Below are 12078 nucleotides of genomic sequence, written 5' to 3' on the forward strand. Positions count from 1 at the left end.
GCCCCTATGTCTCACCGAGCGGGCGGCGGATCAATCCGCCGCCACCCGGGACTCCGCCTGCCGGGTGGCCGCCGAGAGCTTCGAGGCCCAGTCGGCGGTCAGCGCCTCGATGGCCGCGTCGTCGGCGTCGGCGGGCACGTAGTAGGGCCCCTCCCAGATCGCCGAGCCCTTGCCGAAGGGGGCGGCCACCATGGCGGTGTCCCAGCTCCCGAGCCGCCTGGCCGGGGAAGCCGCCAGGCCCACCAGCAGCACCGGCGCGCCGGTGCGCTTGGCGATCTGCAGGGCGCCGGGCGCCATCACCTCGTTGGGACCGCGCGGGCCGTCGGGGGTGACGATCAGCACCCCGCCGCCCTTCACCCAGGCCATGGCCTCGCGGAAGGCGGCCACCACGGCGCGGGCCTTGGCGGAGTCGCCCTTCTTGGCCGAGGAGGCGCGGATGGAGGGAAAGCCGTTGTGGGCCATGGCCTGGGCGAAGAACTCGCCGTCGGCGGAGGGCGACACCAGGCAGTGGGCGAGCTTGGTCTGCTTGAGGATCGGGGCCACGGTGAGCGCCACCGGAATGCGTCCGTGCCAGAGCAGGGCGATGACCCCGGGTTCGGCGCGCAGGACTGCGCTGGCGGCCTCGAGGTTCTCGTGCCGCCAGCGGACGCTGTGGCGGATCAGGCTCATATAGCCGGCCAGCACCCAGCCGAGGAACGCCTGGACGGCGGGTCTGCGGATGAACTTCTTCACGCCGCGGTCTCGGCCTCGAGGTCCTGGCTGCGGGCCAGGCGGGCATAGAGGCCGCGCTTCTTGATCAGGGAGCCGTGGTCGCCGGTCTCCACCACCCGGCCCCTGTCGATCACATAGATGCGGTCGGCGCCGCGCACGGTGGAGAGGCGGTGGGCGATCAGGATGGTGGTGCGGCCGGCCATCAGGCGCGCCAGGGCCGCCTGGACCTGGGCCTCGCTCTCGGTGTCCAGGGCGCTGGTGGCCTCGTCCAGCAGCAGGATCGGGGCGTCCTTCAGGAAGGCGCGCGCGATGGCGATCCGCTGCCTCTGGCCCCCCGACAGGCGCGCCCCGGCCTCCCCCACCAGGGTGTCGTAGCCGCCCGGCAGGGAGAGGATGAACTCGTGGGCCGCCGCCGCCCGGGCCGCGACCTCGATCTCCTCCTGGCTGGCTTCGGGCCGCGCATAGGCGATATTGGCCCGGATCGTGTCGTCGAACAGGAAGGGCTCCTGGGTCACCAGGGCGATCTGGGCGCGCAGGGACGACAGGGTCACGTCGCGGATGTCGGTCCCGTCGATGGTCACCCGGCCGGCGGTGGCGTCGTAGAAGCGCGGGATCAGGTTGAGGATGGTGGTCTTGCCGCCCCCCGAGGGCCCCACCAGGGCGACCGTCTCGCCGCGATGCACCTCCAGGGTCACCTCCTGAAGGGTCGGGGGACCGTCGGCGTAGGAGAAGCCGACGTCCTGGAAGCGGATGGTGGTCTCGCCGCGGGGCAGGGGGGCGGCGCCGGCGTGCTCGCGCACCTCCGGCTCGACGTCGAGGGCGGCGAACAGGCGCCGCGCGGCGCTCAGACCCTCGGCCATCACCGTCTGCAGGTTGGAGAGCTGGCGCAGGGACTGGGAGGCCAGGCCGAGCGCCAGGATGAAGGCCATGAAGGCCCCGACGTTCATGGCGCCGGACTGCGAGCGCCAGCCGGCATAGGCGATGACCGCGGCGGTGATCAGGGTCATCACCAGCTCGGTGGCCGGGGCGGCGCGGGCGCGGGCATTGGCGCCCTTCACCAGGTGTTTCTGGCGGCGCTGCACCACCTCGGCGACCCGGGCCTCTTCATAGGCTTCGCGGTTCTCGATCTTCACCACCCGAACCCCGTCCAGGCTCTCCATGATCGCCGTGGACAGCGCCGAGGTCTCGGCCATGGCGCCCTTGGCGGCCTTCGAGGTGCGCTTGGAGAACCGGCGCATGATGAAGCCGGTGAGGGGGGCCGCCGCCACCAGGGTGAGCGACAGCAGCAGGTCGTTGGAGACCATCACCGTCACCGCCCCGATCACAGTCAGCAGGTGCTGGGTGTAGTTGATGACGCCGGAGGTCGCCGCCTCGCGGATCAGGCTGGCGTCGTAGAGCACCGAGGAGACATAGGCCCCGGAATGCTGGGTGCGCAGATGGGCCAGGTCGGCGCGGACCAGCTTGCCGAACAGCTGCACCTGGACGTCGCCCACCACGGCGTTGCCGATCTGGTTGACCAGGGAAGCCTGGATCACCTGGGCCAGCGCCCGGCCGATGGCCAGGGCGCCGATGGTCAGGGGCACCATCACCAGGGCGCCGGGCTTGTGGTTGACCAGCAGGTCGTTGATGGCCGGCTCGAAGATCTGCACCAGCTTGGCCGAGAGGAAGGCCACGGCGATGGCCGCGACCATGGCGGCCGTCCAGGCCTTCCACCGGGGCCGCATATAGACCCGGGCGATCCGCGCGATCAGGGTGCGGGCCGGAAGCTCGGCGGCGTCGGAGACAGGCGCAGTCATCGTCCTTGGGGTCGGCTGTCAGGGCGGCGAAGTCAAGCGGCGGGCTGTCGCGGCGGTCTTTCGCAAGGGCGCACAAACGCCTAGTTAGGGGGCAGTCTTCTGGAGCGCCCCTTGGCCGAATTCGATCTGAAATCCCCCGGCGGGCGGCTTTCCACCACGCTGAACTACCTGTGGAACGACCACGCCTATCTGCGGCTGGCCTTTTCCAACGCCCACTGGGTCAGCGACGAGCTGGTGCGCACCAACCAGCCCTGGCCCTTCCAGCTGGCCGAATGGAAGCGGCGGGGGATCAAGACCATCATCAACCTGCGCGGCGGGTTCGACGCCAGCTTCCACGCCCTCGAGAAGGACGCCTGCGAGCGCCTGGGACTGAAGATGGTGGACTTCACCATCACCAGCCGGGAGGTCCCCAGCCGCGCCCGGGTCCACGGGGCCAAGGAGCTGTTCGAGACGATCGAATATCCCGCCCTCATGCACTGCAAGTCCGGGGCGGACCGGGCCGGGATCATGAGCGTCTTCTACATGCACTTCCGGCAGGGCAAGCCGATCCGCGAGGCCCTGGAGCAGCTGTCGCTCAAGTACCTGCACGTCAAGCACGGCAAGACCGGGGTGCTGGACTACACCTTCGAGCGCTACCTGGCCGAGGGCGAGCCCAAGGGCCAGACCTTCCTGGAATGGGTCGACAGCCCCGCCTACGACGAGGCCGCAATAAAGGCCGATTTCCGCAGCGAGATGTGGGGCCGGCTGCTCACCGAGGGCCTGCTCAGACGGGAATAGGCCCATGCCGACACGCCGCGTCCTGCTTGGAGGCCTGCTGGCCGCTCCGGCCTGGCGCGCGCGGGCGGCGGTCTCCGGTCAGGCCCTGGCGCGGGCGGCCCGCGCCCAGGTGGGTGTCACCACCGGCTATGATCCCAGCTATGTGCGCCTGGCCTATCCCGGCGGCGATGTCGGCCGATCGACCGGCGTCTGCGCCGACGTCGTGATCCGCGCGGGCCGCGACGCCTGGGGGCTCGACCTTCAGAGGCTGGTGCACGAGGACATGCTGCACGCCTTCGCCGCCTATCCTTCCCGGCGCGCCTGGGGCCTGACCCGCCCGGACGCCAATATCGACCACCGGCGGGTGCTCAACCTTGAGACTTACTGGGCGCGGTCCGGGGCGCAGCTCTGGCGGGCCGCGAGTCCGGCGCTGGGCAAGGTTTCGCCCCATCCCCCGGCGGTGGGGGACATCCTGACCTGGCGGGTCGCCGGGACTCTGCCCCATGTCGGCGTGGTCACCGCGGTCGGCGACAGCCCGCGGGTGGCGCACAATATCGGCGCCGGAGCCCGCGAGGAGAGTCTGGCGATGTTCGCGGCCCACACGGCGGTCGGTCACTACCGCTGGCGGCCGCCGGGCGAGGCCTAATGCTCGTGCTCGTCCTTGTCGGGGTCGAGCAGCTTGTGGGCGTGGATGATGAAGTAGCGCATCAGGGCGTTGTCCACCGTCGACTGGGCCTTGGTGCGCCAGGCGGCGACCGCCTCGGCGTGACTGGCGTAGGCGCCCACCAGGTCGACCTTGGAGAGGTCGCGGAAGGTGTTGTGCTCGAGGTCTTCAAGTTCGCCGCCGATGACGAGGTGCAGGAGCTGCTTATCGGGCATGGCTGAGGTTTTCCGAGGTGAATCAATTCCTCAAGGCGATATGCGAGACCCGGTTAAGGATCAATGGCGCCAATCGCGGCGCCGCGCAGACAAGGCTCGGTTGCGAGGGATTGGCCTGGTTGTAGGCGAAGGGCTGTCCCAGGTGGTCGCCGCAATAGGCGCCGGCCTCGCGGGCGATCAGGTCGGCGGCGGCCAGGTCCCAGTCGCTCTTGCGCACGATGGCGATAGCGGCGTCGAAGGCGCCCGAGGCCACCAGGCACATGCGGTAGGCGGTGGAGTTGCGCGCCTCGATCCGCATCGCCGGCCAGGGCTCGGGCCAGGCGGGATGCTCGAACATCCGCTGGTCGCCGATCATGCCGCAGCCGTGCACCAGGTCGCAATTGCTGGCGCGGATGGGTTCGCCGTTCATGAAGGCGCCTTGCCCGGCGATGGCGGTGTAGGTCTCACCCACGTCGGGGGCGAAGACCACGCCGGCGATGGGCAGGCCGTCCTCCACCACGGCGACGGACACCGCCCACCAGGGCCGGTCGCGGATGAAGGCCCGGGTGCCGTCGATGGAGTCCACCACGAACAGGCGGCGGTTGGCCAGGCGATCGGCGTTGTCGGCGGTCTCTTCCGACAACCAGCCATAGTCGGGCCGGGCGCCGCGCAGGCGCTCGGTCAATAGGGCGTCGGTGGCGAGGTCGGCGTTGGTGACCTGGGTCTTGTCGGCCTTGATCTCCACCGACAGGCCCTCGCCGCGCAGGCGCAGGGCCAGGTCTCCGGCCTCGCGCGCCGCGGCGACGATCAGGTCGAGATCCGCGCCGGCTCGGCTCATTTCCCAGCTATGGCCAGGCCGTCGACGAGGATCGAGGGCGCGTTGGCTGAACCCCGGAACTCCAGGTCCGAGCCGGGGATCAGGCGGGCGTAGATGTCGATCAGGTTGCCGGCCACGGTGATCTCGGTCACCGGATAGGCCAGCTCGCCGCCTTCGAACCAGAAGCCAGCGCAGCCCACCGACCAGTCGCCGGTGTTGGCGTTCAGCGAGGGGCCGAACATCGAGGTGATCAGCACGCCCTTGCCGGCCTGCGCCATCAGGGCGGCCTGGTCCATGTCCCCGGGAAGCAGGGTCAGGTTGGTGGTGCTGACGCCCGGAGGACCGGCGAGGCCCCGGGAGGCGTGGCCGGTGGTCTCCAGGCCCAGTTGGCGGGCCGAGGACGAGTTCATCAGCCAGGTGGTGAGGACGCCGTCGTCGATCAGATTCCAGGCGCGGTTGGCCACCCCCTCGTCGTCGAAGGGGGAGGAGCCCAGGCCGCGGATCTTGTGCGGATCGTCGGTGACCGTGATTCCCTTGGCGAAGATCTGCTGGCCCAGCCTGTCCTTCAGGAAGGAGTTGCCGCGCGCGATGGAGGGCCCCGAGATGGCGCCGATCAACGGGCCGATCAGGGACATGGCCAGGCGGTTCTCGAAGATCACCGGGGCGGTGGTGGAGTCGATCTTGCGGGCGCCCAGCCGAGCGGCGGCCCGGCGGCCGGCCTCGGCGCCGATGCTCTCGGGGGTCGGCAGGTCGGACTGCCAGCGGGTGGAGCGGCCATCATAGCCCCCCTCCATCTCGTCGCCCTCGCTGGCGATCACCGAGACCCCGATGGAATAGCTCGAGGCGCGGTGCACGCCGGAGAAGCCGCCGGAGGTGACCAGCCGCCATTGGCCGGAGGAGGTGGAGGCCGATCCGCCGTCGGAATTGGTGACGCGGGGCATGGCGCGGCCGGCGTCCTCGGCGGCGCGGGCCCGGTCCTCCAGTTGTTCGGGGGTCGGCTCGGCGGCGTCATAGAGGTCGAGGTCGGGGAACGGGCCCCGGGCCAGGCGGCTGGGGTCGGCGAGACCGGAATAGGGATCCTCCGGCGCCAGGCGGGCCATGGCCACGGCGCGTTCCACCAGCTTGGCGCGGGCGTCCGCGGAGATATCGGAGCCCGACACGGTGGCCTGCTGCTTGCCGACGAAGACCCGCAGGCCCAGGTCGCGCGACTCTTCGCGCTCCACCTCCTCCAGCTTGCCGAGGCGGACATTGATCCCAAGGGCGGCGCGCTCGGCGCCCACGGCTTCGGCGCTATCGGCGCCGGCCTTCAGGGCGGCGGCGACGACATCGGCTAAGAGGCTCTCTTCCATGCGGTGGATATGGCCGGGCGAAGGCTCCGGGGCAAGCCCGGCGCCCTCTCGTGGGCGTGACGGACGGCGAAACCGCCTCCACTTTGCCTGTCACGCTCAGGCGATGGCGTAGAACAGCAGGGCCACGCCGATGAAGACATAGGCCAGCCAGGTCATCAGGACGCCGATCGCGCGCGGGAACGAGGTGCCGCCGCTGTTGGACAGGCCCACCGCGTGCAGGCCGCGGCCCACGAACATCACGAAGCCCGCCAGGTGGATGGCCAGGGTCGGCGCGTTCACCAGCGCCAGGACGGCGAGGCCGGCCATGGCGGCGGGGATGTATTCGGTGGCGTTGCCGAAGGCGCGGATGGCCTGGGCCAGCTCCGGAATGCCCTCGTCGCCGAGCGCCACCTTGTGCTTCTGGCGCTGGCGCACCACCAGCAGGGACAGGACCAGCAGCAGGAACATGTGCAGGCCGACCCAGAGGGCCGCGGCGTTGCCCGATGTCGATGTCACGGCGTCCATGGTGTCACTCCCCCACTAGGCCCCCCCGGGCAGGCGCGCAGTTGGGGTCGGAAATCGGCAAAGGGCAAGCCTCTGCACCCCTAGGTGACAGGCGCTCCGCCGCCGGGCAGGCCAAGCCTGGCCCACTTTTCGGTCACGAGTTTCACCGTCGCCTCGTCCATGCCGAGCTTCTCGCCCCACTCGCGATGGGTCTCCGGCGGCCACTTGTTGGTGGCGTCCAGGCCCACCTTCGACCCCAGCCCGCTCTCGGGGGAGGCGAAGTCCAGATAGTCGATGGGGGTGTTCTCGATCAGGGTGATGTCGCGGGCCGGATCCATGCGGGTCGACAGCGCCCACATGACGTCCTTCCAGTCGCGGGCGTCGATGTCGTCGTCCACGACGATCACCCACTTGGTGTACATGAACTGCCGCAGATAGCTCCAGACGCCCATCATCACGCGCTTGGCGTGGCCCGGATAGGCCTTCTTCATGGAGACCACGGCGATGCGGTAGGAGCAGCCCTCGGGCGGCAGCCAGAAGTCGACGATCTCCGGGAACTGCTGGCGCAGCAGGGGGATGAAGACCTCGTTCAGCGCTTCGCCCAACACCGACGGCTCGTCCGGCGGCCGGCCGGTGAAGGTGGTGAGATAGATGGGGTTCTTCCGCATGGTGATGGCGCTCACCTGGAAGACCGGGAACTGTTCGACGGAGTTGTAGTAGCCGGTGTGGTCGCCGTAGGGGCCCTCGTCGGCGTATTCGTCCAGCAGGACGTGGCCCTCGATGACGATCTCGGCCTCGGCCGGGACCATGAGGGGCACGGTCTTGGCCGCCACCAGCTCCACCTTGGCGCCGCGCATCAGACCGGCGAACTGGTATTCCGACAGAGTGTCGGGCACCGGGGTCACGGCGGCCAGGATGGTGCCGGGATCGGCCCCGATCACCACGCAGGCGGGCAGGGGCTCGCGCTTGCCGGCGCTCTTCCAGCGGCGGTGGTGCTGGGCGCCGCCGCGATGGGCCAGCCAGCGCATGATGGTGCGGTCCTTGGACAGCACCTGCATCCGGTAGATGCCGAGATTGTAGTCGTCCTCCCGGTCCTCCGACGGGCCCTTGGTCACCACCAGGGGCCAGGTGATCAGGGGCGCGGGCTCGCCGGGCCAGCAGGTCTGGATGGGCAGCTTGGAAAGGTCGATCTGGTCGCCGGTCCAGACGATCTCCTGCACCGGGGCCTTCTTCACCGTCGCCGGGCGCATGGCCATGATGGTCTTGGCCAGCGGCAGCATGTCCCAGGCGTCCTTCAGGCCGCGGGGCGGTTCGGGGCTGCGCAGGAAGGCCAGCAGCTCGCCCACCTCGCGCAGGTCGGCGGCGGTGGTGCGTTCGCGCCCCTCCAGGGTGACCCCCATGGCCACGCGCTTGACCGTGCCGAACAGGTTGACCAGGCAGGGCATTCCCGAGGGCTCGCCGTCGGCGCGGGTGACGTTCTCGAACAGCACGGCCGGACCGCCGGTGGCCAGCAGCCGACGTTGAATCTCGGTCATCTCAAGCACGGATGAAACGGGCTCCTTGACCCGCACCAGTTCGCCGGCGGCTTCCAGCTTGGCGATGAAGTCCCGCAAGGACCGATAGGCCATGAATGCTCCCAGAGATGCGCGGGCGGAAGCTAGGGCCGGGGCGCGCCTCTGTCACCCTTTGCGGCGGCGGAGCGGCGGGCTAAAATCCCAATCATGAAACGCCTCGACCTCGACGACCTGCCCCCCAAGCTCGCCCAACTGCTTACTGGCCTGGCCGAGGGTGAGGAACTGCTGCTGGTCCAGGACGGCATGGTGGCCGGCCACCTGACTGGCGGCGCCCCCGTCGTGGTCGCCACCGAGGAGCCCGAACCGCCGCCGGAGGAACAGGCCTCGGAGATCTTCGAGCAGTTCCGCGCGATGATGGAAGACGAGTTCTAGGCCCGAGCCGCGTCGAATTCCTTGACCCACTTCTTGGGCGCGATCTCCCGCCAGCGGCGATCCAGAAAGTTGCGGAACGAGCCGGGATGCAGGCTGTCGATCCGGGCCAGCACGGCGGGATAGTCCTTGTAGTGGGCGGTGATGTGGAAGGTGGCCGGCTCGGCCTCCATCAGCATCTCCCGCTCGTCGAAGCTGATCCCGGTCAGCACCATGCTCTGGTCGTCGCGGCGCAGGCGGGTGAAGAACTTGCCGTTCACCTTGAAGGCCGGCGAGCCGTAGGACATGCCCTCCTCGACGCCGGGAAACGACAGGACGATCTCGCGCATCTCGTCGGTGGTCATGGAGTCCTCCATCTTTTGGACGGGCCGAGCGGCGACCTTCCGCGGAGGCCTCGATCCGGATGGCCAGGGGCGTGGAAGGAAGGCCGGCGTCATCCCCAGCATAGTCCGGGGCCTCAGCCCTGGGCCAGCCTCGGCTCGCCGACATCGCTCAACACCATGGCGTAGGGCACGCTCTGGCCGTCGCGCTCGGCATAGCCGGAGACGATCTTGTGGTCGGGATCGACCAGGCCCAGGTCCACGTCTTCGTGCGGGAAGATGACGATCCGGCGGGTGTCGATGCAGACCACCAGTTCGAACCCCTCCAGCACCCGGCGCGACATGGCCTTGATGCGCGCATAGTAGGGCTCGCGCTTCCAGGCCATGGGGCTGGCCGGATCGACGATGACGTTCAGCCGGCGGCCGTCCTTCTCGGTGTACATCAGGAAGCGGGCGCGGTCGGGCCGCCAGGCCTCGTCCAGTTTCTCTGAGTCCAGCCACAGGCACAGGAAGCCGACGCAGGGCGGCGGCCGATCGGCATAGATCGAACAGCCCGCGCCGCGCTTGAAGTTGACGCACCAGTCGCCGGCCGCCTTGTCGAGGGGCGCGATGGCCAGCAGCTTGCAGCACATCCCGCACTCGCCGCAGCTCTTCATCGCAAGTCCTCAGCCGATGGTCGGCTCAAGGGACTACGACACTCCCGTGACGCTTTTGTCTCAGGGCGCTGTCTTGAGGTTCAGGAAGTCCAGGGCGTCGCCGATGGGGATGAAGAAGTTGAGGCTGACAGGCATGCCATCCTCCGTCCGACCCCAGTCGGTGATGCCCACCACGGCACCCTTCTCGTTCAGCAACGGACCCCCGCTGTTTCCGTGGGTCACCGCCACATCGCTCTGGATGAAGGTGAAGCCGTCATCAAGGCGGTTCGCCGAGACGATGCCCTTGGTCACGGTGCTCTGGAGCTTGATGTCCAAAGGGGCGCCCACCGCGTACACCGTTGCGCCGGGGACCGCCGCGCCGCGCTGGAGGTAGAGCGGCTGGCGTCCGTGCGGATTGGTGCGGATCAGGGCGACGTCGCGGGCCTTGTGGCTGCGGATGACCTCCCCGTCGCTCTCGAACCCATCGGACCAGCGGATACGAACCTTGGTCTCCTTTCCCACCACGTGCTCATTGGTGATGACATAGCCGTCGGACGAGACGAGGAAACCGCTACCGTGGCCGCCCCCGGCCAGGACGACGACCACCGCCCCGGAAGCGTCTGAGATCGGACGGGCACCGGGCGGAGGCCCGCTCAGTACGATGGGATCGTTCGATTGGGCTTTGCGCTCGGAGGCCGCCTGATCCGCGTCCAGGACGAAGACTTTCCGGAATTCGTCCGTGTCGATCAACGATCGGACCGACTGGCGAAATGCGCCGACGACGAGCGGGGTGACCACGGGGTCGCGCTGGAAGCTGTCGATGGAAAATTCACCGCTGGTGGAGACCGTGGCCACGACCCTCCGCTGAAGCCGCGAATAGATCTGCCACTCGACCGTGAGGGACATCGAGCCCTTCTCGCGTTCCGAGACATATTCGGACTTGGCGCGGCATACGCGGGCGGTAACCGACTTGATCCGCGCGCCAACCGTGAATTCTCCCGCGTCGGAGGCGTTCTCGAACAGACTGTCGCTACCGCTTTCGAAGCCCACGGCGCGGACCTCGCGGCGGAAGCTATCGGGGAAGATGTTGTCGTCGACATCCGTCCGACCATCCCGCCATTTCAGGCTGCCCCGGGGAATGCAAAGCAGGCCGCCGCTGAACTCACCCCACACCTGGCCTGGCGCCAGATCGAAAACCACCCGCGCCAGCGAGACCGGCAGGGTCTTTGCGCCTAGCGGGATCGTCTGGGCCGCAGCCGGCCCCGCCAGCAACCCCAGCGCCAACCCAACAACCACGCCACGCATACTTCGCCCCCCGCTATCTGTCTGGAACTACAGCACAGGCTCCGCGCCGGATTCAATCCTCGGTAAACACCGCCAGCTCGTTCCCGCTCGGGTCGCGGAGGTGGAACCTCCGGCCCCCGGGGAAGCTGAAGATCGGCTTGACGATCTCGCCGCCCGCCGCCGCCACCTTGGCCAGCATGGCCTCGATATCGCGGGTGAAGATCACCACCAGGGGCGCCTTTGGAAGCTCGGCGGGGTCGGCCTGGAAGCCGCCGTCTAGGCCGGCGTCGCCGAAGGCCGCATAGGTCGGGCCATAGTCGGTGAAGGTCCAGCCGAAGGCCTGGCCGTAGAAGCTCTTGGTGGCGGGCAGGTCCGTACCCGGCAGCTCCACATAGTCGATCTTGCCGTCTTCGCGCATTTCGGTCGCCGCTTTCAGTTCCGTGTTTGTTCTTTTCTAGGAGCTCATTCCGACAGAGTCCAGACGCAGGTTTTCTTCACCTCCCGGTCCTCCAGTTCGCGCGTAGTGGCCACCTGGTACTCGGCCAGCTTGGTGAGACCCGAGCGGGGGAAGTAGCTGCGGCCCGGGTCGCCAATCAGCACCGTGGCCCCGGCCGTCCGCGCGGCGATCAGCCAGGCCATGACCGCGTCGGTCATCGGCTTTTCGTAGCAGATGTCGCCGGCCAGGATGACATCGGCCGCCGGCGCCGGAGCGTCCAGCAGGTTGGCGTCGGTGAAGTCGACACTCACCCCGTTGGCTTGGGCGTTCAATGACAGGGCCGCGCCGCAGAAGCCGTCGATATCGGCGGCCAGGACGCTCGCCGCGCCGGCTTGCATGGCCGCGATCCCGACGATGCCGGAGCCGGAGGCGAAGTCGATCACCCGCTTGCCGGCCACGATCTCGGGCTTGTCGAGGATGTAGCGCGCCAGGGCCTGGCCGCCGGCCCAGGCGAAGGCCCAGAAGGGCGGCGGCAGGCCGATCTCGGCCAGGGCCTCCTCGGTTATCCGCCAGATCGGGGTGATCTCGTCGGCGAGATACAGCTCCAACTCCGGCGTATGGGGCGGTGTCTGCAGACGGGTGTTCTCGAGGATGAAGGCGCGGCGGCCCTCCAGGCTGGGATCGATCATC

The 12078-nt window shown here is 68.9% G+C and carries 15 protein-coding genes; 3 read left to right on the forward strand and 12 right to left on the reverse strand.

Annotation, left to right across the window (positions count from 1 at the left end; genetic code table 11):
* Positions 1–30: 30 nt before the first annotated feature.
* Entirely contained in the window at positions 31–732 is a 702-nt protein-coding gene (locus tag AC1RN5_RS13570) for a lysophospholipid acyltransferase family protein (protein ID WP_493041689.1), read from the reverse strand.
* Positions 729–2507 (reverse strand): ABC transporter ATP-binding protein, encoded by a 1779-nt coding sequence (locus AC1RN5_RS13575; RefSeq protein WP_493041690.1) that lies wholly within the window; start codon positions 2505–2507, stop codon positions 729–731. The genes AC1RN5_RS13570 and AC1RN5_RS13575 overlap by 4 nt, the downstream gene beginning before the upstream one ends.
* A 111-nt stretch (positions 2508–2618) precedes the next feature.
* Here AC1RN5_RS13575 and AC1RN5_RS13580 point away from each other — a divergent pair, with 111 nt between their 5' ends.
* Both AC1RN5_RS13580 and AC1RN5_RS13585 read left to right on the forward strand, forming a co-directional pair.
* A complete protein-coding gene (locus AC1RN5_RS13580; protein WP_493041691.1) occupies positions 2619–3284 on the forward strand; it encodes a fused DSP-PTPase phosphatase/NAD kinase-like protein in 666 nt (221 codons plus the stop codon).
* A 4-nt stretch (positions 3285–3288) separates the two neighbouring features.
* The gene (locus tag AC1RN5_RS13585) at positions 3289–3909 is read left to right on the forward strand and encodes a DUF1287 domain-containing protein (protein WP_493041692.1); all 621 of its coding nucleotides are present in this window, start codon (positions 3289–3291) and stop codon (positions 3907–3909) included.
* Here AC1RN5_RS13585 and AC1RN5_RS13590 read toward each other — a convergent pair.
* The 5 genes from AC1RN5_RS13590 to AC1RN5_RS13610 all read right to left on the reverse strand — a co-directional run bounded on the left by AC1RN5_RS13590 (position 3906) and on the right by AC1RN5_RS13610 (position 8398).
* A complete protein-coding gene (locus tag AC1RN5_RS13590; RefSeq protein WP_304701452.1) occupies positions 3906–4142 on the reverse strand; it encodes a DUF4170 domain-containing protein in 237 nt (78 codons plus the stop codon). The two genes, AC1RN5_RS13585 and AC1RN5_RS13590, sit on opposite strands and share 4 nt — an antisense overlap.
* Positions 4143–4164: 22 nt before the next feature.
* A complete protein-coding gene (locus AC1RN5_RS13595; protein ID WP_493041693.1) occupies positions 4165–4959 on the reverse strand; it encodes a 3'(2'),5'-bisphosphate nucleotidase CysQ in 795 nt (264 codons plus the stop codon).
* Complete coding sequence (locus tag AC1RN5_RS13600; RefSeq protein WP_493041694.1) at positions 4956–6287, reverse strand: TldD/PmbA family protein; 1332 nt, start codon at positions 6285–6287, stop codon at positions 4956–4958. Before AC1RN5_RS13600 ends, AC1RN5_RS13595 begins: the two co-directional genes overlap by 4 nt.
* Positions 6288–6383: 96 nt before the next feature.
* Positions 6384–6791, reverse strand: coding sequence for an MAPEG family protein (locus AC1RN5_RS13605; protein WP_493041695.1), 408 nt, complete (start codon positions 6789–6791; stop codon positions 6384–6386).
* 80 nt (positions 6792–6871) lie between these two features.
* Positions 6872–8398: a UbiD family decarboxylase gene (locus AC1RN5_RS13610; protein ID WP_493041696.1), complete on the reverse strand. Its 1527-nt coding sequence runs from the start codon at positions 8396–8398 to the stop codon at positions 6872–6874.
* A gap of 93 nt (positions 8399–8491) precedes the next feature.
* Between AC1RN5_RS13610 and AC1RN5_RS13615 the strand changes: the two genes are divergently transcribed.
* Complete coding sequence (locus tag AC1RN5_RS13615; protein ID WP_493041697.1) at positions 8492–8716, forward strand: hypothetical protein; 225 nt, start codon at positions 8492–8494, stop codon at positions 8714–8716.
* Here AC1RN5_RS13615 and AC1RN5_RS13620 read toward each other — a convergent pair.
* The 5 genes from AC1RN5_RS13620 to AC1RN5_RS13640 form a co-directional block, all read right to left on the reverse strand.
* Positions 8713–9057: an MmcQ/YjbR family DNA-binding protein gene (locus tag AC1RN5_RS13620; RefSeq protein ID WP_493041698.1), complete on the reverse strand. Its 345-nt coding sequence runs from the start codon at positions 9055–9057 to the stop codon at positions 8713–8715. The genes AC1RN5_RS13615 and AC1RN5_RS13620 overlap by 4 nt on opposite strands.
* A 113-nt stretch (positions 9058–9170) precedes the next feature.
* A complete protein-coding gene (locus AC1RN5_RS13625) occupies positions 9171–9689 on the reverse strand; it encodes a CxxCxxCC domain-containing protein (protein WP_493041699.1) in 519 nt (172 codons plus the stop codon).
* A 60-nt stretch (positions 9690–9749) separates the two neighbouring features.
* Positions 9750–10973: a S1C family serine protease gene (locus AC1RN5_RS13630; RefSeq protein ID WP_493041700.1), complete on the reverse strand. Its 1224-nt coding sequence runs from the start codon at positions 10971–10973 to the stop codon at positions 9750–9752.
* Between the two features lie 52 nt (positions 10974–11025).
* Entirely contained in the window at positions 11026–11370 is a 345-nt protein-coding gene (locus tag AC1RN5_RS13635; protein ID WP_493041701.1) for a VOC family protein, read from the reverse strand.
* 44 nt (positions 11371–11414) lie between these two features.
* Positions 11415–12077: a class I SAM-dependent methyltransferase gene (locus AC1RN5_RS13640; protein ID WP_493041702.1), complete on the reverse strand. Its 663-nt coding sequence runs from the start codon at positions 12075–12077 to the stop codon at positions 11415–11417.
* Position 12078: the final 1 nt, after the last annotated feature.

The sequence above is a fragment of the Phenylobacterium sp. GW821-FHT12F10 genome (assembly GCF_058806695.1).